The organism is Salinibacterium amurskyense (assembly GCF_002797685.1).
Classification (GTDB): domain Bacteria; phylum Actinomycetota; class Actinomycetes; order Actinomycetales; family Microbacteriaceae; genus Rhodoglobus; species Rhodoglobus amurskyensis.
This window is the reverse complement of record NZ_PGFH01000001.1, coordinates 968498-994553: the sequence shown is the minus strand read 5'-3', so window position 1 is coordinate 994553 and position 26056 is coordinate 968498. Positions and strand designations below refer to the sequence as shown.

23 protein-coding genes, 1 tRNA gene and 1 pseudogene are annotated in these 26056 nt (G+C 61.8%); 12 read left to right on the top strand and 13 right to left on the bottom strand.

Annotated features, from left to right (window positions below; all coding sequences use genetic code 11):
* Positions 1-8 precede the first annotated feature (8 nt).
* Together CLV85_RS04720 and CLV85_RS04715 are read right to left on the bottom strand one after the other, a co-directional pair.
* Positions 9-84 (bottom strand) — tRNA-Ala (locus CLV85_RS04720).
* A gap of 79 nt (positions 85-163) precedes the next feature.
* Positions 164-1012 (bottom strand): LuxR C-terminal-related transcriptional regulator, encoded by an 849-nt coding sequence (locus CLV85_RS04715; RefSeq protein WP_158592990.1) that lies wholly within the window; start codon positions 1010-1012, stop codon positions 164-166.
* 128 nt (positions 1013-1140) lie between these two features.
* Here CLV85_RS04715 and CLV85_RS04710 point away from each other — a divergent pair, with 128 nt between their 5' ends.
* The 3 genes from CLV85_RS04710 (at position 1141) to CLV85_RS04700 (ending at position 5244) form a co-directional block, all read left to right on the top strand.
* Positions 1141-3147 carry an AMP-binding protein gene (locus CLV85_RS04710; protein WP_100388424.1) on the top strand — a complete coding sequence of 669 codons (2007 nt, stop codon included), beginning with the start codon at positions 1141-1143 and terminating at the stop codon, positions 3145-3147.
* Between the two features lie 76 nt (positions 3148-3223).
* Positions 3224-3616 (top strand): DUF485 domain-containing protein, encoded by a 393-nt coding sequence (locus tag CLV85_RS04705; protein WP_100388423.1) that lies wholly within the window; start codon positions 3224-3226, stop codon positions 3614-3616.
* Positions 3613-5244: a solute symporter family protein gene (locus CLV85_RS04700; RefSeq protein ID WP_100388422.1), complete on the top strand. Its 1632-nt coding sequence runs from the start codon at positions 3613-3615 to the stop codon at positions 5242-5244. The genes CLV85_RS04705 and CLV85_RS04700 overlap by 4 nt, the downstream gene beginning before the upstream one ends.
* 234 nt (positions 5245-5478) lie before the next feature.
* On the opposite strand, the gene CLV85_RS04695 is transcribed toward CLV85_RS04700, so the two are convergent.
* The 3 genes from CLV85_RS04695 to galU all read right to left on the bottom strand — a co-directional run bounded on the left by CLV85_RS04695 (position 5479) and on the right by galU (position 8051).
* The gene (locus tag CLV85_RS04695) at positions 5479-6417 is read right to left on the bottom strand and encodes a hypothetical protein (protein ID WP_100388421.1); all 939 of its coding nucleotides are present in this window, start codon (positions 6415-6417) and stop codon (positions 5479-5481) included.
* 80 nt (positions 6418-6497) lie between these two features.
* Entirely contained in the window at positions 6498-7157 is a 660-nt protein-coding gene (locus tag CLV85_RS04690; protein ID WP_100388420.1) for a GNAT family N-acetyltransferase, read from the bottom strand.
* A gap of 3 nt (positions 7158-7160) precedes the next feature.
* The gene (galU, locus tag CLV85_RS04685) at positions 7161-8051 is read right to left on the bottom strand and encodes a UTP--glucose-1-phosphate uridylyltransferase GalU (RefSeq protein ID WP_100388419.1); all 891 of its coding nucleotides are present in this window, start codon (positions 8049-8051) and stop codon (positions 7161-7163) included.
* Positions 8052-8089: 38 nt separating this feature from the next.
* Between galU and CLV85_RS04680 the strand changes: the two genes are divergently transcribed.
* Positions 8090-8680 (top strand): 5-formyltetrahydrofolate cyclo-ligase, encoded by a 591-nt coding sequence (locus CLV85_RS04680; protein WP_100388418.1) that lies wholly within the window; start codon positions 8090-8092, stop codon positions 8678-8680.
* Positions 8589-8828: pseudogene (locus tag CLV85_RS13625) on the top strand (FmdB family zinc ribbon protein); the annotation flags it as partial. The gene CLV85_RS04680 and the pseudogene CLV85_RS13625, both read left to right, overlap by 92 nt.
* 14 nt (positions 8829-8842) lie before the next feature.
* Here the strand turns inward: CLV85_RS13625 and CLV85_RS13620 are convergent.
* Positions 8843-9106: a hypothetical protein gene (locus tag CLV85_RS13620; protein WP_308430449.1), complete on the bottom strand. Its 264-nt coding sequence runs from the start codon at positions 9104-9106 to the stop codon at positions 8843-8845.
* Between CLV85_RS13620 and mscL the strand changes: the two genes are divergently transcribed.
* The gene (gene mscL / locus CLV85_RS04670; protein WP_100388416.1) at positions 9090-9500 is read left to right on the top strand and encodes a large conductance mechanosensitive channel protein MscL; all 411 of its coding nucleotides are present in this window, start codon (positions 9090-9092) and stop codon (positions 9498-9500) included. The genes CLV85_RS13620 and mscL overlap by 17 nt on opposite strands.
* Before the next feature lie 328 nt (positions 9501-9828).
* Here the strand turns inward: mscL and CLV85_RS04660 are convergent, their stop codons facing one another.
* Positions 9829-13626, bottom strand: a complete 3798-nt coding sequence (locus CLV85_RS04660) for a DEAD/DEAH box helicase (RefSeq protein ID WP_100388414.1) — start codon at positions 13624-13626, stop codon at positions 9829-9831.
* A gap of 115 nt (positions 13627-13741) precedes the next feature.
* On the opposite strand from CLV85_RS04660, the gene CLV85_RS04655 reads away from it, so the two are divergent.
* Positions 13742-15040: a coiled-coil domain-containing protein gene (locus CLV85_RS04655; protein WP_100388413.1), complete on the top strand. Its 1299-nt coding sequence runs from the start codon at positions 13742-13744 to the stop codon at positions 15038-15040.
* 51 nt (positions 15041-15091) lie between these two features.
* Here the strand turns inward: CLV85_RS04655 and CLV85_RS04650 are convergent, their stop codons facing one another.
* Positions 15092-15373, bottom strand: coding sequence for an iron-sulfur cluster assembly accessory protein (locus CLV85_RS04650; RefSeq protein WP_100388412.1), 282 nt, complete (start codon positions 15371-15373; stop codon positions 15092-15094).
* Positions 15374-15587: 214 nt separating this feature from the next.
* Between CLV85_RS04650 and nhaA the strand changes: the two genes are divergently transcribed.
* Together nhaA and pdxH are read left to right on the top strand one after the other, a co-directional pair.
* Positions 15588-16892 (top strand): Na+/H+ antiporter NhaA, encoded by a 1305-nt coding sequence (gene nhaA, locus CLV85_RS04645; protein ID WP_229820317.1) that lies wholly within the window; start codon positions 15588-15590, stop codon positions 16890-16892.
* Between the two features lie 35 nt (positions 16893-16927).
* Positions 16928-17569, top strand: coding sequence for a pyridoxamine 5'-phosphate oxidase (gene pdxH / locus CLV85_RS04640; protein ID WP_100388411.1), 642 nt, complete (start codon positions 16928-16930; stop codon positions 17567-17569).
* Between the two features lie 136 nt (positions 17570-17705).
* Here the strand turns inward: pdxH and CLV85_RS04635 are convergent, their stop codons facing one another.
* Together CLV85_RS04635 and CLV85_RS04630 are read right to left on the bottom strand one after the other, a co-directional pair.
* A complete protein-coding gene (locus CLV85_RS04635) occupies positions 17706-18923 on the bottom strand; it encodes an ammonium transporter (RefSeq protein ID WP_100388410.1) in 1218 nt (405 codons plus the stop codon).
* A gap of 224 nt (positions 18924-19147) precedes the next feature.
* Positions 19148-20044, bottom strand: a complete 897-nt coding sequence (locus CLV85_RS04630; protein ID WP_100388409.1) for an SDR family oxidoreductase — start codon at positions 20042-20044, stop codon at positions 19148-19150.
* Positions 20045-20196: 152 nt separating this feature from the next.
* Between CLV85_RS04630 and CLV85_RS04625 the strand changes: the two genes are divergently transcribed.
* Positions 20197-20499: a hypothetical protein gene (locus CLV85_RS04625; protein ID WP_100388408.1), complete on the top strand. Its 303-nt coding sequence runs from the start codon at positions 20197-20199 to the stop codon at positions 20497-20499.
* 45 nt (positions 20500-20544) lie between these two features.
* Here the strand turns inward: CLV85_RS04625 and CLV85_RS04620 are convergent, their stop codons facing one another.
* On the bottom strand, positions 20545-21222 hold the full coding sequence (locus CLV85_RS04620; protein ID WP_100388407.1) for a response regulator transcription factor: 678 nt from the start codon (positions 21220-21222) through the stop codon (positions 20545-20547).
* On the bottom strand, positions 21219-22448 hold the full coding sequence (locus CLV85_RS04615; protein WP_157847475.1) for a histidine kinase: 1230 nt from the start codon (positions 22446-22448) through the stop codon (positions 21219-21221). Before CLV85_RS04615 ends, CLV85_RS04620 begins: the two co-directional genes overlap by 4 nt.
* A 132-nt stretch (positions 22449-22580) precedes the next feature.
* On the opposite strand from CLV85_RS04615, the gene CLV85_RS04610 reads away from it, so the two are divergent.
* Positions 22581-23279: an ABC transporter ATP-binding protein gene (locus CLV85_RS04610; protein WP_100388405.1), complete on the top strand. Its 699-nt coding sequence runs from the start codon at positions 22581-22583 to the stop codon at positions 23277-23279.
* The gene (locus tag CLV85_RS04605; RefSeq protein WP_100388404.1) at positions 23276-24589 is read left to right on the top strand and encodes an ABC transporter permease; all 1314 of its coding nucleotides are present in this window, start codon (positions 23276-23278) and stop codon (positions 24587-24589) included. The genes CLV85_RS04610 and CLV85_RS04605 overlap by 4 nt, the downstream gene beginning before the upstream one ends.
* A 74-nt stretch (positions 24590-24663) precedes the next feature.
* On the opposite strand, the gene CLV85_RS04600 is transcribed toward CLV85_RS04605, so the two are convergent.
* Positions 24664-25989 carry an extracellular solute-binding protein gene (locus CLV85_RS04600; RefSeq protein WP_157847474.1) on the bottom strand — a complete coding sequence of 442 codons (1326 nt, stop codon included), beginning with the start codon at positions 25987-25989 and terminating at the stop codon, positions 24664-24666.
* Between the last annotated feature and the right edge of the window lie 67 nt (positions 25990-26056).

The window sequence follows — 26056 nt, the reverse complement described above, 5'->3', positions numbered from 1 at the left end:
TTTGCAGTTGGTGGACCCTAGGAGATTTGAACTCCTGACCTCCTCGATGCGAACGAGGCGCGCTACCAACTGCGCCAAGGGCCCGTACTGCTGAAGCAACAATATCACTCGCCAAATGTCGGCAACGACGAATTCGGCCGCGCTCCGGGCGTCGGATGCTGCCTTAGGGCAAGAGCCCTAGCTTTCGGGCCGAGGAGACTGCCGTGAAGCGCGACGACGCATCGAGTTTCTTCATTGCGCTGCCGAGGTACCCCTTGACCGTTTGCTCGGTGAGAGAGAGCAGCGCCGCCGTGCGCGAGTTGCTGTAACCGAGAGCGACGCACGAGAGCACGTCAGTCTCACGGGGCGAAAGCTGCACGCTTTGATCGCGCGACAGCAGGTTGGGGTCGCCGACGCTAAGAGCGTCCGTGAGCCCTCGGCCGATGTCGTGCAGCTTCTTCTTGACGTCGCGATCTGAGACTGTCGCCGCCAACTGGCGCAGCTGCGCGAACTGCTCCCGCAGATGTTCCTCCGCCACGGGTGACAATCCCCCACCGGGATTCGCGCGCAACGCCACCATGCGCCGCGTTACTTCATCCCGAATCGCGAGCTCGTTGCCCAGCGCTGCAGCGATGGCCACTGCGGGCCTGGCCGCCGCCGCATCAGGCTCGACGAGAGAGTGTGATCCGGCATAGATCAGCCCGCGCAACGTGCCCCCGGCAATGATGGGGATAGCCAGCAGAGACACGACACCTTCGCCCAAAACTGCGCTGTCGTAGTCGTGCGTAATGTCGCTGGCACGCTCGTAGTCGCGCGTAAAACGTGGGCTTCGGTGAGCCATTGCCAAACCGCCGAGCCCACGCTCTTTTCGCACCTTGAGGCCGTCGAGATTGCTTGTTCGTGCGCCGCTGAAGGCGTTTACGGTGAGCTCAATACCGGAGGTGAGCCCACCAAAAGACAGGCTAAAGCCTGTGCTCGAGGCAATCTCTCGAGTGGCTTGCTGGATCAGATCAAAGTCACTCGGTTCAGACATCTGCGCCATTGCGGATTCCCAACTTTCGGGGGTATTACGACCTGTACGCCCCTCCGTAATCTGAGGCTAGCACGGGATTCTTTAGCCCCCGCAGGGAATCCACAGCTCACATTTCAAAGGAGAAATTGATGCCAGATGCCCCTTCGCTAGAACGAGTTTCGGCTCAGACAGCGGCAGCTCGCTTGCGGCAGCAGAGCGGTTCTTACGCTGAAACCTACGAGCATTCCAGAAGTGCTCCCGACGAATTTTGGCTTCAGCAGGCCGACCGCGTTGACTGGATCACCCCACCAACCCTGTCCTCCCCCAGCCAAGCTGACCAGCCCGGCACCGATCAGGGGTGCTGGTTTGCCGACGGCACCATGAACATGAGCGCCAACGTTCTCGACCGTCACGTCGCCGCGGGTCGGGGCAGCAACCCCGCACTCATCACCGACTCCGCTATGACGGGCGAGCAGAACGTGCTCACCTACGCCGAGCTCCTCGAACGAGTCAGCACGTTTGCCGGCGGCCTACAAGAACTGGGGGTCAGCGCCGGAGACCGTGTCTTGATCTACCTGCCCATGATCTCCGAAGCAGTGGTCGCCATGCTGGCGTGCGCGCGCATCGGCGCCGTTCATTCGGTTGTATTCGGAGGCTTCGCCGCCAACGAACTCGCCGTGCGCATCAATGACGCCACCCCCTCGGTCATCGTGACCGCCACCGGAGGCCTCGAGCCCACTCGCCAAGTGGAATACCTGCCCATCGTCCATCAGGCGATTGGGCTCAGCAGCGGAAGCGTGCGCCATGTCATCGTCAAGGACCGCCCTCAGATCCCCGGCGACATCACCGAGTACGCCACGGGAACTGCCAGCGGCGGGTCTCTCGATGTCGCGTGGTTGGACTGGGACGAGCTAGAAACCGGAGCTCGTGCCGCTGCCCCCGTGGAGATGCGCTCTCAAGACCCGCTCTACATTCTCTATACCTCCGGAACCACCGGCAGCCCGAAGGGCGTCGTGCGCGACACGGGCGGTTACGCCGTAGCGCTGCAGTGGGCCATGACCAATATCTACGCTGTAGGCCACGACAGCACCATTTTCACAGCGTCGGATGTCGGCTGGGTCGTTGGTCATTCCTTCATTGTTTACGGCCCTTTACTCGCCGGCGCGGCGACGGTGCTCTACGAGGGAAAGCCGATTGGTACGCCTGACGCGGGAGCGTTCTGGCGCATCATCCAGGAGCACAGCGTCGACGTGCTCTACACAGCACCCACCGCGCTGCGTGCGATCCGCCGCGAAGATCCCACGCTCGATGAGCTGGAGAAATACGACACTTCGAGCCTGCAAGCGATCTACCTCGCCGGCGAGCGCCTCGATACCGAAACGTGGCACTGGGCCAACGACGGCATCCGCGTTCCCATCGTTGACCACTGGTGGCAGACCGAGACGGGCTGGCCCATTTGCGCCAACCCTCGTGGACTCCAGCAGCTTGAGTCGAAGGCAGGGTCAACCGGCGTGCCGATGCCGGGATTCATCCCTCGCATTCTCGACCGCGAAGGTAACGACGTTACGCAGCCGGGCACCGAGGGAAACATCGCGATTCAGCTACCGCTGCCGCCCGGAGGCCTGATCGGTCTTTGGGGTAGCGCGGAGAGATTTGCCAATTCCTACCTCACCGAGTTCCCCGGCTACTACGCCACCGGTGATGCCGGTTACTTCGACGATGACGGCTATCTCTTCGTGATGGGGCGCACCGATGACGTCATCAACGTTGCCGGGCACCGCCTCTCGACGGGGTCATTCGAAGAAGTGATCTCCCAGCATCCGGATGTCGCGGAATGCGCCGTGCTCGGACTTCACGACGAGCTGAAAGGTCAGCGGGCCGCGGCTTTCATCACGATGAAACATGGCCGCAACCGCGTCGAGAGCGATCTCGCCATCGAGCTCGTAGCGCTCGTGCGTGAAGTGATCGGGCCCGTCGCCGCTTTCCGTGACGTGATGGTGGTCGAGCGACTGCCCAAGACCCGCTCAGGCAAAATTTTGCGCAAGACAATTCGCCAGATCTTCGACGGCGAAGACGTCCGCATTCCGCCGACCATCGAAGACGTTACGGTTTTGGACGCCATCTATACCGCTGCCGGCCGCACTCGCGCACTCTAGAACACGCACACGCACACGAACACGCACCCGCTTCATCCATCCCCCGTATCAATTGTTTGTGGCAAGGAGGCCCCAAATGTCTGATGAAAGTTTCCCCACCAAGAAAGTCAGTTCCCCGCCCGGCGAGACCGCTACTGCGCCGCCGACGCGCACTGGGCTCGACTATCAAGCCGAAGAGAAGAATCCGACCTTTATTGAGCTCAAACGGCGGCACCGCTCGTTCGTGTTCCCGCTCACGGTCTTCTTTCTGGTCTGGTATTTCGCGTATGTGATCCTCGCGGCATACGCGCACGACTTCATGGCGACGCCCGTCTTTGGCGTAATCAATGTCGGACTGTTGCTCGGCTTTGGCCAATTCATTACGACGTTCATCATCACCATGACCTACGTCTCCTTCGCGAACCGCCGGCTTGATCCTCTCGCCGCCGAACTGCGAGCCGACCTCGAAGCAAAGGAGTCCGCAGCATGAATCTCTTCACGGTGAGCATGCTCGCGGCGGCGGTTGATGCCGAGTCTCAGAGCAATCCGATTCTCAACATCTCGATCTTCATCGCGTTTGTCGGCATCACGCTCTTCATTGTCATCCGGGCCAGTCGCAACAACGCTTCGGCCGCGGATTACTACGCCGGCGGCCGGTCGTTCACGGGCCCCCAGAACGGTTTCGCCATCACGGGCGATTACCTTTCAGCGGCATCCTTCTTGGGCATCGTGGGAGCAATCGCGATCAACGGCTATGACGGGTTCTTGTACTCCATCGGCTTCTTGGTGGCCTGGCTCGTCGCTCTGCTCTTGGTCGCCGAGCTCATGCGCAACACCGGTAAGTTCACGATGGCGGATGTCCTATCCTTCCGCCTGAAGCAGCGTCCGGTAAGAATGGCGGCAGCGCTCACCACGCTCGCGGTCTGCTTCTTCTACCTCTTGGCGCAGATGGCCGGAGCGGGTGGACTTGTCTCACTTCTCCTCGGCATCGACGACAAGGTCGGGCAGTCGATCGTTGTCGCCATCGTGGGTGGTTTGATGATCCTCTACGTGCTCATCGGTGGCATGAAGGGCACCACGTGGGTACAGATTGTGAAAGCGTTCCTCTTGGTGGGCGCCGCCATCGCGATGGCGATTTGGGTACTCATCCTGAACGGCTTCGATCTGTCGCGCGTGCTGCAGAGTGCCGTAGACAACTCGGTGGCGACCCCCGCCGAGGCGATCTTGGCGCCGGGGCTCAAGTACGGCACGAACCCGCTCGACTTCATCTCGTTGTCGCTCGCTCTTGTGCTGGGCACGGCGGGCCTGCCTCACGTGCTCATGCGTTTCTACACGGTGCCCACGGCTAAAGAGGCTCGGCGCTCGGTCGTCTGGGCGATTTGGCTCATCGGTGGCTTCTACATCCTCACCCTCGTCTTGGGATACGGAGCGGCAGCCCTGGTCGGTTCTGCAACGATTCTGGATGCACCGGGCGGAGTGAACTCGGCGGCGCCGCTTTTGGCGCTCGAGCTCGGAGGCCCCCTGTTGCTCGGGTTCGTTTCTGCGATCGCCTTTGCGACCATCCTCGCGGTGGTGGCGGGGCTCACGATCACGGCAGCGGCATCCTTCGCTCACGACATCTATTCCAACGTGATCAAGAAGGGCAAGGGCGACCCGGATGCCGAGGTCAAGATTGCGCGACGCACCGTCGTCGTAATCGGAGTTCTTGCGGTCGCGGGAGGCATCGGCGTTCAGGGCCAAAACATCGCGTTCCTCGTGGCTCTCGCTTTCGCCGTCGCGGCGAGTGCGAACCTGCCCACGATTCTGTACTCCCTCTACTGGAAGCGGTTCAACACCCGCGGTGCGGTGTGGAGCATGGTGGGCGGGCTCTCCGCAGCGATCCTGTTGATCGTGTTCTCGCCCGTGATGAGTGGCACCCCCACTTCGATGCTGGGCGAGGGTGTGGACTTCGCGCTCTTCCCGCTGCAGAACCCCGGAATCGTTTCGATTCCTCTCGGGTTTGCTCTCGGCTGGTTGGGCACCGTGACTTCATCGCGCACGGAAGACCCCGATCTTGCTGCCGAGATGGACGTACGTTCTCTCACTGGTCACGGGGCGGAAGCAGCCACCGAACACTAGGGAGAACCACAGCACGCTGGGGCGTAGCTCACGGACTAACCACCGTGCGCTACGCCCCAGTGTTCTGTCTGGCCACAAGTCGACTGTGCTCGATGCGGTGGTGCGGGCGCCGCTTGACGCGAAGGCTGGCGCGGGCGGCCGTCATCGACAGCCGACACTGACACACGGTGCTGGCGCCCGCGCTCGCGCCGGTGCTGGCTGTTAGTGCTGACTGTTAGTGCTGGCGGCTGGCGGCTAGCTAGCGCGGCGACGAGCGAGCGCTGCGTCGAGGTCGGGCGCGCGGCCGTCAACCTCGACAATGCCCATTCCAGCAAAGCGGCTGGGCGGGGATGCCGCGGCAGGTGTTTCGGCAGGTGCAGCCGGCGTGTTCTTAGCTTCGCGCGCAAGCTCTGCTTCTCGCGTTGCTGAGGCCATGGCGGCGGTGTTAGCGCGCAAGGCTTGTTCGGCGGATTCCGCCGCAGCCCGCAGCTCGCTGTCGATTTGCCCAGCGTGACGGGCAGCAGCGACTGCTGCTTCGGGAGCGTTACTGCGAGTGAGGTACATCGGCTTGGGCACCGGCACGGGCGTCCAGCTGACTTTCGAGGTGACGTCGTCGACGGGAGCGTCTGACGACAGTACGACGCGACGACGGGGCGCTGCGGTACGCGTTGCGGGAGCGCTCTCGTCGCGGCGGGCTCGCGAACGCTCAGCGAGGCGCGACAGCATTGCGGTGGCACTGATGCCGGCCATGGTCGCTGCGGCGAGAATCAACCAGGTTCCGGAGGCAAGAGCTGCTCCAGCGGTGAAGATCATGACGACGTTGACCGTGACGACTGCGATGCTGGCGAGCAAGACGAGGGCGGTGAAGGCGCGGGTACGGCGAAGGCGACGGGCCGAAAGTGCGAGCGCTTCTTCTCGTGTCGGCGGGGTCACGGCGCGACCCACGGCAACGGGTCCTTGATTTACTTGCGCTTTGGCGAGTTCGGCGGCCTGACGCGCCACTGCTTCGGCGCGAACCTCGTCGGGCACTTCCGATGTCTGCGCCAGTACGCGGATCGTCTGCTGCAGTCGAACGGCATTGCGCTCGGTGGCCAAGTATTCGCGATTCTTGAACCAGTTGGGAACCAGGTACACCAACCACAGCGCCGCGGCGAGCGCGATCATGACGCCGCCGCCGATGCTGGTGAGTTCCATGGCTATACGGTACGAGCATCCGCGCGTGACAGGCCGTCGGCACGCGGCAGTGATCTCAAAACTTGCTGAGAGTGTGCCTTCTACCGGCGGGGAAGGTTCATCGGTTGGGATGCCTTGAGGCGGTCCGCGGGCGGAATGTGGGCATCCTGCTCGGGAGCCTGCCCGGATTGCCAGCGACGGTAAACGCCCTGCGGAATTTCCTCCACGGTGAGCGCGAAGCAAAAGTGGTCGCGCCAGTCCCCATCGATGTGGATGTAGCGGCGGCGGAGTTGCTCGTACCGAAAGCCGAGCTTCTCGACCACGCGCAGGCTCGGCTCGTTCTCCGGACGAATGCAGATCTCCATGCGGTGGAGCCCGAGCTGAAAGAAGCAGTAGTCGGTGGCCAGCGCTACGGCCGTGGGCGTGAGGCCTTTGCCCGCGAACCGCTCCGACACCCAATAACCAATGGATGCCGACGCCAGCGACCCGTAGGTGATCGACGACACGTTAAGTTGGCCCGCAACCTCGCCGTCGTACTCAATAACGAAGGGCAGCCCGGTGCCAGCACGGGACTGTTGCAGCAGACCCCGGATGCTCGACTTCACGTCAAAGGACGCGGGGCCGACCGGGCTCGTGGCTTCCCACTTGCGGAGCCACCCCCGGTTATCGCGGAGTTCTTGTTCCAACGCCCGAGCATCACGAACCCGGATCGCGCGAATCGTGATGCTTCCTTCGCCGAGCGTCGGAATGCCGTACGCCACTGACTAGTCCAGAGTTGCGCTGAACTGCTGCAGCCACGGGCGCAGCTCGGGGCCCAAGTCGTCGCGCTCTACGGCAAGCTGCACGATGGCCTTGATGTAGTCGAGGCGGTCACCCGTGTCGTAACGGCGGCCGCGGAAGACGACACCGTAGACACCACCGGCGATGTCGCTTTCGGCCATCTCGAGCAGAGCATCCGTCAACTGGATTTCGCCACCCTTGCCGGGATCGGTGCGCTCAAGGATTTCGAAAATTTCGGGGCGCAACACGTAACGGCCGATGATGGCGAGGTTAGAAGGAGCAGTGCCCTGAGCGGGCTTCTCTACGAGGCCCGTGATGCGCACGACGTCGTCATCGTCTGTCGCTTCGACCGTGGCGATGCCGTACATGTGGCTCTGGGCGGGGTCGACCTCCATGAGGGCGATAACGGTCGCATTGCGCGAAATCTGCTCCTCGAGCATGCGCGATAGCAAAACGTCGCGCTCGTCAATGAGGTCGTCGCCGAGCAGTACAGCGAAGGGTTCTTGCCCCACGTGCATCTTGGCGCGCAGTACCGCGTGGCCGAGACCGCGAGGGTCGCCCTGGCGCACGTAGTGCATGTCAGCGAGGTCGTTGGAGTACTCCACTTTGTGCAGGCGATCCGTGTCGCCCTTTTGCTCGAGAGTGGCCTCGAGCTCCGTCATGCGATCGAAGTGATTCTCGAGGGCGTTCTTGTTTCGCCCCGTAATCATCAGCACGTCGGTAAGGCCAGCGTTCACCGCCTCTTCAACAACGTATTGGATGGCCGGCTTGTCGACCACCGGCAACATTTCTTTCGGCATTGCCTTTGTTGCCGGCAAGAATCGAGTGCCCAGACCTGCAGCAGGGATAACCGCTTTAGTAATCTTCGTAGCCATGGGTACATGGTAGTCGGCCAGTCTCGTAGAATGCCTATATGACCGACGACGTCAGTCACGACAAACGTGCACTAAGGGCCGAATTACGCGAACGCCGACGCATCTGCACCGCTAAAGAGCGGGAAGAATTTAACACAGGCGTAACAGCGAACCTCATCGAACTTGCTCAGCGCCTCGGTTCCACCTCGATAGCCGCCTATCTGTCGACCACCGACGAACCCGAAACGCGTGGTTTTTTGCGCTGGGCGTGCGACCACGACATCACCGTGCTCTTGCCGATTTCTCGCGCCGACGGTCTGCTCGACTGGGCTCCCTACGACGGCGAAGAAGAAGACAAAGACCTCATCGGTATGCCCGCTCCGACGAGCGAGGTACTGGGCCCGATCGCTATCAACGACGTTGACCTCATTATTGTGCCGGCGGCATCCGTCGATCATTCCGGAATGCGCATGGGCTGGGGCCGCGGCTACTTCGACAAGACGCTCGGCTCGATGGAGACCAAGCCTCCCGTCTACGCCGTGATCTTCGATAACGAATATGTGGCAGAAGTGCCCACCGAAATTCATGACCAACCAGTGGATGGCATTGTTACCCCCTCGGGGATTGTCACCATCACCGAGCACAACTAAGGATCTCGTGCCTACCTACTCTTACCGCTGCACCGAGTGCGACAACGCTTTCGACATTCAGCAGTCGTTCACCGATGACTCGCTCACGGTCTGCCCCGCCTGCCAGGGCAAGCTGCGCAAGATTTTCTCCGCCGTCGGCGTCACGTTCAATGGCTCGGGCTTCTACCGCAATGACTCGCGCTCCACCACGAGCTCCACAGATCCGAGCTCCGGCTCGTCGAGTTCGAAGTCGTCGACGACCAAGACATCTGGCTCAGGTTCGGGCGATTCCGGCTCGTCGAGCTCGTCGTCGTCGAGTTCGTCATCGACGTCAGGATCATCAACTTCTTCGGGATCTTCTTCGTCTTCCTCTTCACCATCGGCTGCTAAAGCGTCATAGTTGACGTATCCCCCACTACAAGGAGCACCAATGTTAAGCGGATTCAAAGCGTTCATTTTGCGCGGAAATGTCATCGATCTGGCCGTTGCGGTCGTTATTGGCGCTGCCTTCACCGCAGTCGTCAACACGATCGTTGAGGCAGTTTTCAACCCTCTGATCGGTGCGCTCTTCAACGCAGAGTCGCTCGCCACGGCACTCCCCCTGGTCATCCCCACGGCCGGTGAAGCAGAAGCCACCATCTACTTCGGTGCGGTCATCGCAGCGATCATCCAGTTCCTGCTCGTTGCTGTCGTCGTGTACTTCGCGATCGTGGCTCCCATGAACTACGCCAACAAGCTCGCGGATGCCCGCAAGCCCAAGGTCGTTGAGCCCGAAGCCGGCCCGACCGAAGCAGAACTGCTTCTCCAGATTCGCGACTTGCTCGCTAAGCAAAACAGCTAGCGAAACTGAGCTCTCACTCGAGCTACTCCCGAAGCTCGAGCACTCACGGCGAGCGGCCAAGGAACTTACCCCCAATGCGGAGGTTTATCGCCCTTGAGTCGCTCGTCGTTTTCGTTGTTCTGGTGCCGTTCTGGCTCGCCCGTGGGGTGCGGATCTGACCCTGCCGGCGGCGGCGTCGTCACCCGTCGGCTCTTGGATCGCTTCGCCCGCGACGTTGCCTCCGCGGCTGGATCCGGTTCGACGCCCGAATCTGCCGCGGCGCTCGACATCGCGTCGGCGGATGACTTCACGTTCGTACCGGCGTCCGCGTCGTTGCTGCGCTCCGCCATTACTGCTCGGGGCGCTTGGCGGGGATGATCGTGATGGGCTCGGTGGTGGGAGCAGGTTCTGCTCCGAGCATCCGGGCCACCTTGTCGGCTACCTGGTCAGGATCGCTGAAAAGTTCGAAAGCGTGCACGCGCAGGTAGTGCCAGCCGAGGCGGCGCAGCAGCTCCGGGCGCAAACGCAGTGACTCGCGCAGGCTCGACTCGTGAACCATGGCATCGGTCTCAATCGTGCCGCAGCGTCCACCGCGCGAAGCAACGAGGCCAAGCTTGCCGCGGTGGCCGAGAGCAACGCGCAATCCGCGAGCTTCGAGGCGACGAGCGAGATCGACGAGCATGGGATCGCTGTCGTCGGGCACAGGAACTTCGGCGTAGCGGGCATCCACTTCGTCGAGCACTTCAGCCAGCGCCACCGCACCGTGCTTCATACGACCATCGTCGAGGTCTTCTGAGCGGAACGACGTAACGATCTCGAGCGAACGACGCGCGCGCGTCATCGCCACCGCAAGCAGTCGCTCTCCCCCGGGCTCGCCGAGCGAACCGAAGTCGGAGAGGACGCGACCGTGCGGCGTGCGGCCGTATCCGATGGAGAAGATAACCCGGTCGCGGCTTTGGGCCACGGCCTGATCGATCGTCGTGACGGTGAACGGTTCTGCACGATCGCCGATGATGACGTCGAGCAATTCCGGGCGACGGCGGCTGACAGCATCCAATACCGCCTGCATAACGCGAACGGAGTGCACGGGGCTTGCCGTGATAACCATGAGCGACTCTTGAGGGCGCTTGGTGGCGTGATCGAGAACGAGCTCGACAACGCGCGCAACCTCAGCGTCGGGGCTTTCGACCGCTCCCGAGTCAGGGTCGGGCATTCCCACACCGTCAGCAACGTAACTGACCGCAAGGCTGCCGTGCCCGAGGAAGCTTCCGGCCCACGGCAACGACTCGATCTGGCCGTCGTAGAAACGACGGTTCACGAGTTCGGCAAGCTCTTCCCCACCGGGGCGGTAGCTGCGCGTGAGAGTCAAGGTCGGCAGCAGGCCGCTGAGTTTGGCAAACGCCGAGTCCGCCACAAGGGCTTCGCGAGTTTCGTCATCGATGGGCTGCGGCAGGTCGCCGGTAGCGTCGCGCACGGCGGTCTCGAACGGTGTCGGAGACTGGATGACGGGGTCACCAATAACGACAACCTGCTTCGAGCGGCGAATGGCTCCGGCCGCTTCGGCAACAGTGACGGCGCCGGCATCCACGAGCACGACGGTGTCGAACGGCATAGTGTCGACAACGGAATCGATCTCGTAGGGCGAAGCAAGCCACACCGGCGCGATCGTTCGCGACAAGTGCGGTGCCGAGGTTTGTACGTCAAAGGACGTGAGACGGTCTTTGGCAAGCGCGCGCTTGAGGGCGCTCGCTTCGTCGGGCCAGTCGACCAGACCGATCTTCCAGTTTTCGGCGATCTGCCACGACAGCTGCTTGGCGTTGGCCGAGGCGTGCGCTTCGTCCACGAGACGGAAATCCGCTTCGAGACGGTCAACAACGGACGTGTTGGCGTTCAACAGAGCGCGATCCACTTCGAGCATGGAGTCGAGCGCCGACTTCCACCACGACAGTTCAAGTTCCGCGGCAACCTGATCTTCGGGAACGTGGCGCTCGGCCAGGTCTTCGATGAGCGGGTTGAGCTTCAAGTCGCGCAAGCTGCCCATGAGCGCCGTGCGCTCCTGCAGGTTGTTGAGCACATCAGACTCGGCTGCGAGCGACGCGACCTTCTCAATGAGGAACGGGATCGGAAGCGCCGAGAGGTTCACGTGCGAGTCCGCGATTCCCAAGGGAATATCGAGGAGAGCGAGATCTTCCGACACCTGCTGGTACGAGCGCTGCACTTCGCCAATACCCACGGGCACTGCCGGGCTCGCACCCTCGGCGACAAAACGGTGCCAGAGCACACGCTGCTTCTGGATGCGCTTGAGAGCGCCGTGCATGTCAGGAACGCGAACGCCGGGGCGCACGTATTCGAGCGCGAGCTTCTTGAGGCGACGGCGGTTAGCACTCGTCATCTCCGGGAAATCGCGGCGCGGAGCCGTGGCCGCAATAAGTTCGGTGATCGCGCGGTCGAACACGGTAGGCACGAAGCGGTCGAGGGTTTCGCGGAGATCCACGAGCAGTCGCAGGTACACCCCGAGCTCATCGATGCTCTGGAACGGGCGCATGCGCGTGTTCGACACGAGACGGTTGGCGACATCCAACAGTTCAGAGAGTTGGCCATTGACCCGCTGGGCGACCTGATGAGCCTTGAGCGCCTCGCCACCGTTAGCGAACTGTGCGCCGTACCACGGAGAATCGCCGGGGCCGTACTTGAACTCGCCGAGCTTGGCGGCAGCGATGATCACGCCGGTAGCGGCACTGCGGTCCTTGGCGAGCTTCTCTACCGCTTCGCGCGACAGGCGTGCCGTCGTGGAAGGCGGAGTGGGCAGCAGTGCGAGACGGCTGAGCTCCGAGACGCAATCGAGAACCGAGACGCCAAGCACACCGTCGGTGACCGACATGGACTCCCGGTAGTCGAGCATGATCTTGCGCAGGCGAAGTAGCGCGTCATCCACGTCTTCGATCTGAGGCTTGCTGGCTTTCTCACTGCGAGAAATGGAACGGATGATGTCGCGACGAAGTGTGCGCGGGGATACCGAGAGACCCGGAAGCCCGATATCGGCGAAGCGATCGGCGATCGACTGCAGGGAGGCTCGACGCGGGCTCACGACGAGAACGCGCTTGTTCTGGGCAACGAGGGCTCCGACCGCATTCACGATCGTTTGGGTGCCGCCGGTACCGGGCAGAGTGCGAACCACGAGCGAGTTGCCCGCTTCGATCTGCGCGATGACGTTCTCTTGTTCAGCATCCGCGTCGAGAAGAAGGTTGTCAGTCTGCGGCGAGCGCTCGTCGGCCGAAAGAGCGGGGACGGGAGCGTAACCCTCCTTGATGGTCCACGCTGCGGCGGTGTTGCCGGCGAGCGCGTCAAGGATCGGGTGCTTGAGATCGGCGGCGTCATCGGCCAGGCCGTGGGCGACATCCGCGAACGATGACACGACGAGGCGCGGGCTGACCCCGAACGCGTCGAGGTGCGAAGTGAGGCCGCGAAGTCGGTCAATAACGGGATTCGGCTTGAACGTGCCGTCGGCGTCAGTCAGAGCCACAAACGACTCGGCATCGAGGCGCAGATTGAACTGCTCGTCGAGAGCGCGAGCAAGAGCGGGGTTCAAGAAGGCGCTACCGCGAAGCTTGAGCTCGAAGTCTCGACCGTGACGACGGATGGCGAGCGGGCGCAACAAGACGGGAGCACAGAACTCGACATCGTTATGGGTCCAGCGCGCAATGCCGATTCCCAAGTGCACCGAATCGATGCCACGGGCCGTTGCCAGTTCAAGGCCCTTGGCCGCAACAGCGCCCGCAGCGGTCTTTGCCGAGCGCAGTGCGACATCGTCACGAATGAGGCTCGAGAGCAGCGTGCGCTTGCCCGTGATGAACTGCGCAAGGCCACCGGGATGCGTGGTTGAGAGATCCACTCTCGTACGAGGCGAATCAACGAAGTGGATGAGCGGCGAACGCCCACCCAGTTCAGACAACTGTGTACGCCACTGCGTCCACGTGGGCTCTGCAACGTTTCCGGCCATAATGTTTGGCTCACCAAAACTCAGCGTGTGAGGCGCTGTCACTTGAATGTGGGCGTGAGCGTGCTCGTTTTCGGCATCGTCAACGTCGGGGCCGCCCGTTTCTGGGTCCCCCGTGAAATCATCCGAAACTTTATCTGCACGCCACACACCGCCACCTTAAGCTGCCCAGCGCAATAAAGCCTGTAACCGCCGCGGGTTTCGCAAGACTCACTGGCAGGCGGCACCCCCAGTTCATGCGGCACGCGACCGTAGAATACGGTGCATGTTCTCCCTCGGGCTGCCCCTTCTCGTCGCGACCGATGCCGCGGATGTCGTGCGCGGCACCACGATCGCGGTAGTCACCGTCGTTGTGCTCGTGTTGGCAGTGGGAGCCGTTGCCTTTGTGGCGCTGTTTCGTCGCGGTGGGGACCGCGGCATCCGCGGAACGGCATCGCAATCGACTCTGGAGTCGCGTGCGGCTGGTCTCCTCGTTGCTCTCGATGACCGGGTTCGCGAAGCTGATTTAGAGCTGGGGTTTGCCGTTGCCCAATTCGGGGCAGAGACGGCCCGCGATTTTGCGAACGCCCTTGCCGAAGCGCGCGACCAGTTGACGGAGGCGTTCCGGCTCGGCCAGCAACGGGACGAGGCCCCGAGCACCGCCGATCAGCGCCGCCGCAGCCTGACGCTGCAGATGACTGCCCTCTGCGAGAAGGCGCTCGCTAGTCTCGACAATTTCGACGCCTCATTCGCCGCGCGACGCCACAATGAGGCTGCAGCAGCAGCGACCGAACAGCAATTGCGCTCGGAGGTCGAGTCACTTCGTGAGCGATTGGCTACGGCAGCGCGTCAACTGGAAACAGCGGAACACGACTATGCGGACGAAGCACTGACGGTCGCCCGCCGAGAGCTAGCGGCAGGCCAGACAGAGCTTGCGGCAGCTGCGACTGCTCTGGATGCTGCGGCGCCGAGCATTAGCCCCACCGGCGTCAACGCAGTCACCGACACCCTGCGCACCGCAGCAAACTCGCTCCATCGAGCACAGCGCGCGGCGGCGGCCACTGACCAAGCTCTTGCGGAACTCGCCGAAGCGGATGCTGCCGTGCTGCAGCTGCGCGACGCAACCCGCACCGATTTGCACGAAGCTCGATTTGCGGCGGAGTCGGCCCCCGACCCGCAGAGCGGTGCACGTATTCTTACGGCGATCTCGGCCAACGAGCGGGCACTGGAGCTCACGGCAGCGGAATCCGACACTCGCCACAGCCCGCTCGAACAGCTGGAATTGCTGAATGATGCGGGGGCAGAACTCGATAGTGCTCTCGCGACGGCGCGGAACCAGCAACAGCGGTTCGAACACGCCCGCGCCGCTTACCAAGGAACCCTGGTGGCGGCACGAAGTCAGATCTCAGTCGTTCGAGAGCTAGTGGGGCGGGGCGGAGCCAGTGCTCGCGCCCGCACCCGGCTAGCAGAGGCGGAGCGTCAGCTGATGATCGCTGAAGCTGAGACAGATCCGGTGGAGGCCCTTGACGCCATCCGCCGATCGGTTACTCATGCTCGAGATGCTGACGCTCTCGCCCGCTACTAGCGGCGGAACAGTGACGAATACATCGCCACCGTCCCTGAAGCTTGTGGCCCGTTAGGCCTGGTCGATCACGGCGAAGTTCACTGCGCCGTTCTCGCCCACGTTGGCATCGAGCGTCTTGTCGCTCAGAGCGACCGACGCGTTTTCTTCGAGGAAGACGCGCGCACCATCGGCTTCAACGACAGAGTCGCCAGCCTCCGGAGCCGCAACAACGGCGACGGTCAAGTTGGGAGCGCCAGGCTCTCCGTTAATGCGGAGCCCCGAGGCATCCGCGTTGGGGTCTTGCTCGACGATCGTTTTGACGACCGTGGTGGCTGTTTCGGTGAGGGTGAGCATATGTTCGTCCTTCCAGGTTCAGCGAGATGAAACCCCCACGATTCCTTAGTGAGCAGCAGTCAGCAAGCCTGAGCGGTGATTATGAGGCAACTCTCATAGAGAGGGGATGCGACGGTCAGGGTGCGTGGCGAATTTGCCCGCGTCATGGTGCATGCGCTCAGGCACCCGACCGGTAGAATTGAGGCTGGAGTGCCGGGAAGTCTGGTCGGCGATTGTGTCGGCGACCCCGCTGACGAACCTCAACGTCTGGAATTTTGTGACCTCACCCACTAAAAAGCTGAGCCCCCGTAAGCGAGTACGCCGGTGGGTAACCATGGAGACCACCAGCGGCATTCTGCTGATGGTCGCGGCAGCGATCGCGCTGATTTGGGCCAACTCCCCGTGGCGTGAAGGCTATGCCGCGCTTGCCGAAACCACCATCGGCCCCGAGTCACTGCACTTGAACCTCACTCTCGCCACGTGGGCGGCCGACGGCCTGCTCGCGATCTTCTTCTTTGTTGTTGGTGTCGAACTCAAGCAAGAGCTCGTTGCCGGCAGCCTGCGCAAGCCGCGCGAAGCCGCTGTTCCCGTTTTCGCCGCCATCGGCGGAATGCTCTTTCCCGCGCTGCTCTTTACGCTGATCATTCTCATCTCGGGCGATTCGACCGCCCTTGGCGGCTGGGCGATCCCCACCGCCACCGATATTGCGTTCGCTCTCGCAGTGCTCGCTATCTTCGGCCGCGGTCTTCCGCGCGCGCTGCGCACCTTCCTTCTCACGATGGCCGTAGTGGATGACCTGCTCGCGATCGTCATCATCGCCCTGTTTTACACCGAGAGCATCGACCTGCTGTCGCTGCTGTTCTCGCTCGTTGCGATCGTGCTCTTCGGTCTCGTCGTTCGCTCGCGCAAGCCTCGTTGGTGGCTGCTGATCCCCCTCGCTCTTGTGGCCTGGGCGTTCATGCATGACTCCGGTGTGCACGCGACGATCGCCGGCGTTGTTCTCGGCTTCACCGTTCCCGCCAAGCTCGTGCACGGCGAGAAAGAGACCCGCACCCACGCGTTCGATGACGCTGTTCGCCCCACGTCATCCGGAATTGCCCTGCCTGTCTTCGCCTTCTTCGCCGCGGGCGTTTCGCTCGGTGGCGATGAGAGCGTCAACGACGTGCTGGTTCAGCCGGTTGTGGCCGCCATCATCCTCGGTCTGGTGCTGGGAAAGATCATCGGTGTACTCGGGACCACCGCGCTCATCACCAAGGTCACCAAGTTCCGTCTCGCCGACTCAATCGGGCTTCGAGACTTGCTGCCCATCGGCTTCCTCACGGGTATCGGCTTCACCGTGTCACTGCTCATCTCGGAACTCTCATTCCCCGATAGCGAGCACACCACCGGAGCCAAGCTCGCGATTCTCATCGGCACCGCCCTAGCTGCCGTTCTCGCCGCCATCAGCCTGCGCTGGGACTCACGTCTCGCCCGCAAGCGCGACATGAACGAGGATGGAATCCCCGACCGCGACAAGGCCCTCATCGAAGACGAGGACTAAGCCGCGGCACCTAGGCACTGCCGAAAGGATGCACCGTGTCCGACCCTCTGAGCCAGCACACCGACTACGGCCAACTACCGCTCAATGATTCGGATGTGCTCGCTGACCCGATCGAGCAGTTCCGCTTGTGGTTGGCCAACGCCAGCGAGGCGGCTGTTTACGAACCCAACGCAATGGTTCTTTCGACGGTGGATGCTGAGGGCTACCCCAGCGCTCGCACCGTACTCTTGCGCGCCATTGACAGCGCTGGCTTCGAATTCTTCACGAACTACAGCTCGATCAAGGGGCGCGCTCTGTTGGCGAACCCCGCGACCGCACTGACCTTCCCGTGGTACTCAATCCACCGGCAGGTACTCGTGCAGGGAACCGCTCGCCCCGTTGCCGCAGCTCTTTCTGACGCCTACTTCGCCACGCGACCGCGAGGCAGTCAAATCGCGGCGCACGCCAGCGAACAATCGCAACCCATCGCATCCCGAGCACTCTTGGAGCAGCGGGTGACAGAGCTCGAAGTCGAGTTTGAGGGGCGCGATGTACCGCGCCCTGCTGACTGGGGCGGCTTTGTTGTCGCACCCCACACGATCGAGTTCTGGCAGGGTCGCAGCTCACGCCTTCACGACCGGGTGCGATTCGTGCGCACGGGCTCAGGCGAATGGGACCGGCTGCGGCTGCAGCCGTAACGCGCGGCTAACTGTTCCTCAAACGCCACGAAACCCCGCTCCCCCGGCGAAACCGCCCGGTGCGGGGTTCTTCGTTTAACACCAAAAGAGGGACACAACCGCGATAACAGTTGTGCCCCTCCCGAGGTTGTGGGCTCTACTTAGCCGACACAGTCTCCTGTGACGACAGTGCGTAGCCCGACTCGCCGTGGACGGCGAGGTCGATACCGGCGATTTCTTCTTCCGAAGTAACGCGGAATCCGATGGTCTTCTGAATCGCGGTTCCGATCAACCAGGAGGCTGCGAAGGAGAAGATAGCTACGGCGAGAACACTGATGGTCTGAACAACCAGCTGGCCTGCATCTCCACCGGTGAAGAGACCAGTGTCGGTGGCGAAGAAGCCGAGGTAGATCGTTCCGATGATGCCGGCAACGAGGTGGAGGCCCACTACGTCGAGCGAGTCATCGAAGCCGAGGTTGAACTTGAGCTCGATGGCGAGAGCACAAACAGCACCGGCGATCAGACCGAGGATGAGTGCCCAACCGGGCGTCAGGTTTGCACAAGCGGGAGTGATGGCAACGAGACCAGCGACAACACCCGAAACGGCGCCGACCGCGGTGGCCTTACCGGTGCGGAGCTTCTCGACAACGATCCAACCGAGGATTGCTGCTGCAGGAGCGGCGAGCGTGTTGAACACGATCAGGCCGGCTTCGTCGGGGTCGCTAGCGGCACCGGCGTTGAATCCGAACCAACCGAACCAGAGCAGTGCAGCACCGATAAGAACCAGGGGCACATTGTGAGGCTGCGTGATGTCCTTGTTGAAGCCAACGCGCTTTCCGAGAACCAGAGCGAGACCAAGTGCAGCTGCACCAGCGTTGATGTGAACTGCAGTACCACCGGCGTAGTCGATTACGGCGGGAAGACCACCGAGGATGTCACCGAGGTTCTGAATCCAGCCGCCGCCCCAGACCCAAGCTGCAACGGGGAAGTAAACGAGAGTTGCCCAGACACCGGTGTAGATCATCCACGGACCGAAGCGAGCACGGTCAGCGATGGCACCCGAGATCAGTGCGGTCGTGATGATGGCGAAAGTTCCACCGAAAGCAACGAAGAGGAGGTCAGAACCGGCTACGCCTTCTTGACCGAAGTTGCTGAACGGGTTACCAGAGAATGACCAGACGGAACCGTCGATCGAGCTCATGTTTGCGCCGATGAGGATCCAGAGAACGGCGACAAGGCCGAGAGATCCGAAGCTCATCATCATCATGCTGACTACGGACTTCTCTTTGACGAGTCCACCGTAAAAGAATGCCAAACCGGGGGTCATAAGCAGCACAAGTGCAGTGCTAATGAGTACCCAAACCACTGTATCCATCTCAACCTCTTTCGCTTTGTGTGCCTGGTGCACACGTGTCGCTGTGGCGGATTTCGGTGAGTGTCGGGTTATTCCACTCCCACCGACCCGCACGACAAAGCATCGCGGCTTAGCGTTTCGGTAACCCCTCAGTTATGTTTCGCGCACGTTAAACGTGCAGCGCGGGTGTTACGGAAAAGTTTCGAGAACCCCGAGGTATTCGGTGAATCGACTGTCAGTTGTGGCTACGGAGTCGGAATCCCACCATTGGCGTTGAGCGTTTCACCCACCACATAACTGGATTCGGCGGAGGCAAGGAACACATACGCGGGTGCCATCTCTGCTGGCTGCCCGGCGCGACCCAGCGGGGTGTCGTGGCCGAAGCTCGTGATCTTCTCTTGCGGCTGACCATCCGTGACCTGAAGTACCGTCCACACCGGGCCAGGAGCGACCGCGTTAACGCGGATGCCTCGCTCCGCCAGCTGAGCCGCCGTCGCCTTAGTGAAGGTGTTGATTGCCGCCTTCGTCGTGGCGTAATCCACCAAAACGGGCGAAGGCTTATAGGCCTGAACAGACGTCGTGTTGATGATGCTCGACCCGGCGGGGAGATGTGGAAGCGCCGCCTTGGTAATCCAGAACATCGCATAGACGTTTGTCTTCATGGTCTGGTCGAAAGCCTCATCCGTCAGGTCTTCGAGCTTTTCGCAGAATACTTGCTTGCCAGCGTTATTGACGAGAGTGTCGAGGCCGCCCAGCTTCTCGACGGCGTCGGCGACCAGCGTGCGGCTTGCCTCTGCGGTAGAGATATCACCCGGCAACAGGTGCGCTTCTCGTCCTGCATCGCGCACGAGTGCGGCGATGCGCTCGGCATCGCTCTGTTCACTAGGCAGGTAGGACAGGGCAACATCCGCCCCTTCTCGAGCAAAAGCAATCGCGACCGCAGCCCCAATTCCCGAATCGGCTCCGGTGATGAGCGCTTTGCGGCCAGCAAGCCGCCCGCTACCGCGGTAACTGTCTTCGCCAAGATCGGCGCGAGGGTCAAGTTCGGAATCGAGGCCCGGCTCGGGCTGGTGTTGCTTCGGCGGTTCCACCTTGTCGAAGCGCGTAACGGGATCAAGGAAGGTGTACTGGTCGTGTGCCATGGTGTCCCTTTCGTTCGTGATGAGGCGGGATAACGCCAGTTTCACCCTAGAAAGCCATCTCGATAAGGAGTGGAAAACTCATGAAACCGTGCAGCTTTTCCCAGCGAGCACAGAGAGTTTCCGGGGCCGCACGAAGAACGTAGAGTTGGCGCATGGACGATACAGCTTCGGCAGGCACCCCCGATGGCGCTACTCCCCCAGCGAAGACGTCCCTGCTGCGTACGCGCATCCGCCAACTCACGACACCGTGGTGGCGCCTTCTTTGGCTCATCGGCGGTCTCGCGTGGGCCGTCGTGTTCAACATCGTGTACGTCACGACCGGCGGAACTCAGGAATGGTGGGGCATCGTCTCCGTTGTGCCCATTGCGTTGCTGCTGCTCGACCTCTTGCGCATTGAGCGACTCGAACGCGCGGCCGAGCAGAAGCGCCAGGCAGACCTCAGAAAGCAGATCTAGGCCCCCGGGGTTCCAACCGCTCCCTAATAGCGTGGCACAGAACTGTTAGCGCGCGCCCGGGGCGAGCAAGCCGCTTTCGTAAGCAAGGATCACGAGCTGCGCACGATCGTGGGCATTGAGCTTCGTCATGATGCGATTCACGTGGGTCTTGGCCGTGTGTGGCGAGATGAAGAGTTCGTCAGCAATTTCTTGATTCGAATAGCCACGAGCGACAAGAAGAAGCACCTCGCGCTCCCGCTCAGTCAGTTGCAGCAGTTCAGGAGGGATAGTGGCCGGTGCGCCTGCTACGGCGGAGGGCGGCAACACATATTTTTGGATGAGGCTGCGAGTGGCTGCGGCGGAGAGCAACGACTCTCCCTCGTGAACTGCTCGCACCGCGCGAATGATCTCGTCAGGCTCTGAGCCTTTGCCGATGAATCCGCTTGCTCCCGCTCGGAGGGCCGCAACAAGATTTTCGTCTTCTTCAAACGTCGTGAGAATGAGCACCTTCGTTGATGCCAGCGCCGGGTCAGCGCAGATCGCCGCCGTGGCCGCGATACCGTCGAGCTCGGGCATCCGAATGTCCATAACGACTACGTCAGGCTGCAGCACCAGGGATTGTTCGACCGCGTGACGGCCGTTAACCGCGTCACCAACGACCTCGATACCGTCTGCGCCCGTGAGAATGTCGGAGACAGCTTGGCGGATAAGCGCCTGATCATCGGCTACAAGAACGGTGGTCATCTGGTTTCTCCCTGAATAACCGGCAAGGTCGCCACCACGCGGTAGCTGCCACCCACAAATCCTGTTTCGACTGTTCCTCGCACCGAGGCGACTCGCTCGCGCAGTCCGACGAGCCCCAAGCCGGTGCCGGTGCCGGAAGCGGCTGCACCAGCGGTTGCTGCGGCGGAACCACCCTCGCCGAAGTCAGCAACCCGACTCGGATTGGTCACGACAACGCGCATGCTGTCATCAACCACTTCGACCAACACATGCGCCCGGCCTTCCGCCCCGTACTTGTGGGCGTTGGTGAGGGCTTCTTGAATGACACGGTACGCAACCAGTGCGGTCGCCGCAGAAACTCTGTCCAGCTCGCCCTCGATTCGCAATTGCACTGTGAGGCCACTGCTCGCGAATGTTTCAACAAGTTCGTCGAGCCCGTCAAGGCCCGGCTGTGGGAGCGCAGCGTCTGCGGGATCATCCGAGTCAGAACGCAGAATTTCTAGCAGGTCGCCAATCTCGCCGAGCACGACTCGGGCAGCACTGCGGATTGTGCCGAGAGACTCCTTGGCTTTCTCCGGCCGGGACTCTAGGGATGCCGAAGCAACGCCCGCATTCAAACTGATGACAGCGATTTGGTGAGCAACAACATCGTGGAGGTCACGAGCGATGCGCAGCCTCTCCTCGGTGACGCGACGCTTGGCTTCGGCCTCTTTCGTTTCCTCGGCGCGCACGGCACGGTCAGTGATAGCGGCAATAAACTCTCGGCGAGAACGAGCGCCGTCGCCGGCCGCTGCCGCAAAGGCGACAGTGAAGAGAAATTGCACGACTCGGGGGTCGAAGACACTACCCAGAGCCGCTAGGAGGCTGAGCACTCCAATAGCGAGCATCGCAGAGACGCCCGCGATTACGGTGGTGCGTCGGTTTGTGCGGTTCGCGAGGCTGAACATCGCAACCGCAATAGCGAGCACGAGCCCTGGAGCGAGAGTGCCTGCGAGCGCGCCCACTCCGTAAAACGCGATGAAACCAGCGAGCACAGGGATCGGCCAGCGGTGCCGGAACGGGAGGATTGCCGCCGGCAGCAAAGTGATGATGAGCGTGAAGAGGGTGGTGGAGCGAAATCCTGTCTCGGAGAACGGAAGGAATGCTGAACCGATAATCAGGATGGCGAGAACACCATTGATCGCCCACGCCGGAATGCGCGGTCGCGCAGGCTGAGGTGCAGCGAGACGTTCGGCAGCTGAGCTCATTCCCCTATTGTCGCGGTTCTGCTCGTTAGGGGCGTCCTCCCCACGCAGCAGACGCATGTACTGCGCTTGCAGTAGTTAGGTGTCTCCCGCAGGCTGATTCGCCAGCGACGGCCACCGACGATGCTGGTAACCATGAAAACGCCAATCATCCGAGTCAAGGATGTCCACAAGTCCTACGGCCGAGGCCCTAACCGTTTCGATGCCCTCAAGGGCGTGACCTTCGACATCAACGAGGGCGAAAGCATTGCCATCATCGGCAAGAGTGGTTCTGGCAAATCGACCCTCATGCACGTACTCGCACTGCTCGATGCTCCTACCTCAGGGAGCCTCGAGCTAGAGGGAGTCGAGACAAGCACTCTCCATGGCAAGAGCCTCAACCAGGCACGCAACAAGACTTTCGGGTTCGTGTTCCAACAGTTCTTCCTCACCGCCAACTCGTCGGTGCTCGAGAACGTGATGTTGCCCATGAAGATTGCCGGAGTGAAGCGCAGCGAACGCAAACAGCGCGCCCTCGCCGCCCTCGAGCAGCTGGAAATGGCAGACAAGGCCGGCAACAAGGCGGTGAACCTGTCGGGTGGCCAGAAGCAACGTTCAGTAATCGCGCGTGCTCTCGTCAACAACCCGCGCATCATCTTCGCTGATGAGCCAACCGGAAACCTCGACACCGCCACCGGCGCTGTCGTCGAAGACATCCTTTTCAATTTGAACCGCGAACACGGCATCACCCTCATCGTCGTCACCCACGATGAGGAGTTGGCTGCTCGCTGCGATCGCCGCCTCTACATTCGCGATGGCCTTCTCGTTAACGACACCACGGAGGTGGCCGCATGAAAACTCTCGACCTCTTCACCACTGCGGTAGCCAATACCTTCCGCTCAAAAACCCGCACGATTCTAACCATCCTCGCGATCTTCGTCGGAGCCTTTACCCTCACGATCACCAACGGCTTGGGCACCGGCATTAACCAGTACATTGACGACACTGTCACCTCAATCGGTGCCGAAGATGTCATGACGGTGACAGTGACTCCGGATGCCGATAGCGGCTTCGGCGGCGCCACCTCAGGCCCCACCGAATACGACCCCGAAGCTGTTTCAAGCGGCGGGTTTGGCCCGAATGAGGGCGGAACCGTAGTCGCGCTCACGCCCGAACTGCTCGATGACCTCGCCGATGTCGATGGTGTTTTGAGCGTTGAAGCCACCAAGTCAATCACTCCCGACTGGATTCAGTACGGCGATGGCACTCAGTACGTCACCTCGGTTGGCGGCCTCGTGGCCGGTCAAAGCGTGCAGCTTGCTGCCGGCGAAGAACCGGATGCCACCTCTGACGCCTTCGAGCTCGACCTCCCCATTTCCTATGTCGAGCCTTTGGGCTTCTCCGACGCCGATGCGGCAGTTGGCGAGACCATCACGATCGCCATCACTGACGCCGAGCGCACCCAGCATCTCGTCGACGCCACCGTGGTTGGTGTCGCCGAAGAGAGCGTCGCCGCTCCCGGTGCCGGCGGTCTCGTTGTGAACGCGGCGCTGACCGACAGCCTCTACGACACCCAAAATATTGGCCTACCTGACGACCAGCTGGAGCGGTACGCCACGGCCAGCATCCGTTTTGATGCCAACGCTACCGATGCAGACATCACGGCGCTGAAAGACAATCTCGCCGATGCGGGCTTCACGGGAACGACCGTCGCTGACCAACTCGGCACCATCAAGACCGTTATCGACGCGATCGTGCTCGTACTGAACGCCTTCGCCATCATCGCCCTTCTCGCCGCCAGCTTCGGCATCGTGAACACCCTGTTCATGTCGGTGCAGGAACGCACCCGCGAAATCGGACTGATGAAAGCCATGGGAATGGGCGGGGGCAAGATCTTCGGACTCTTCAGCCTCGAAGCCGTCTTCATCGGCTTCCTCGGTAGCGCCATCGGTGCCGGCATCGGAATGCTCGCCGGAACCGCCATCAGTTCGGTGCTCTCCGGAGCGGTGCTCGCTGATCTCCCCGGACTGACCCTGATCGCGTTCGATCCGCTCTCGATCACCGTCATCATCCTCGTCGTCATGGCAATCGCGTTCCTCGCGGGCACGCTGCCCGCGGCCCGTGCAGCCAAGGCTGACCCGGTGGAGTCGCTGCGGTACGAATAGCCACGCAGCTCGGTAAATGACAAAGGCCGCAAGCAGGTGTTCCTGCTTGCGGCCTTTGCGTGCGTGGGCCGTGGTTAGCGTTTCAGCACTGCGTTAACTTCTTCGGCGAGCGCCGACATCGCTTCTGAAGCGTCGAGGTCATCGAAGTAGATCGCGTGGATGCGCTCCGTCATGAGGTCTTCGAGCTCGCTGTAGGCCTTCGTCATCGGGCGGGGCTTACCGAAGGTGATCTGCTCGGCAGCTACCGCGTAGCCGGGCGTCGTCTCCATGAGGTCCTTGATCAGGTCAGTTTCCAATGCCGAGAGGCGAACGGGAAGGTAACCGGTGCGCGACGACGAGTACGCAGCCTGCTCAGTGTCGCTCGTCCACTTCATGAACTCGAAAGCAGCAGCCTTTTCCTGGTCGGTTCCCGTGTTGGCGAGGTAAATGTTCGATCCTCCGACCGAGACGCCGCGCTGGCCGTTCTCGCCGGCGGGAATCAGCGAGACTCCGACATCCACTCCGTTACCGGCAGCGAGACCAAGGATCGACTGGATGCCACCCGAGCTGAGGAACGTGAAGGCGGTGTCTGCACTACCCGCCGCAGCGAAGAATGCACTCACGTCTGCTGCGCCGGTGACCTTGATGAGGTCACGGTCTTCGAGGTCGGCGATCCACTCGACGGTCTTGATTGCGCCCTCGGTGTCATACATCGACGCAGTTTCATCGTCGTTGAGCACAGCGGTTCCGCCATACGAGTAGAAGAGTGCTTCCATGACCCAGAAGTCGTAGTCGCAGAAGATCATGGCCGGACCGCCGACATAGTCGTGAGCTGCCTCGAGGTAATCCTCGAACTCGTCGAAGGTCTCCGGGCCGGTCTCTTTGAGGCCCAGTTCCCGCATCATGTCCTGGTTGACGTACATGACAGGCACGCTGCGCATGTGCGGGAACGCGTACATCTCGTCGTCAACGTAGAGGTTGTCGGTCTCCCCCATCTGGAAGTCCGCGTCATCCATGCCGGCCGCAGCCATGTAGGGCTCAAGGTTGAGCGTCGTCGTAGCGCGAGCGAAACGCTCGGTCATCCCGACCTCATCCACAAACATGTTGGGGAGAGTGTCGGCGAGCGCTGCCGCATTGACCTTCTGTTCGGTCTCGACGTAGTCGCCCTGGTAGTTGGCGGTGACGTGAATGTTCAGCTCTTCACCACGGGTCTCGTTGAACATGTCAACGAGTTCCTGGTTCACGTCTTCTACTGCGGCGGTCCAGAACTCGAGTTCGACAGTCTCTTCGCCGGGCTCATAGGTGTAGGTCGCGGCATCCGCGTTGGCTGCCGTGCAGCCGGAGAGCAGAACCGAGCCGAGGGCAATCGAAGCGAGTACGCCGGCGCGTGCCCGACCTCGCGAAGAACGGGTGGAGGACATGGTGGTGCCTTTCTTTGAGGGGGTTGTGGTGGTGCGTGATGCGGTGGTGCGTTGTGAGTTGGTGCGG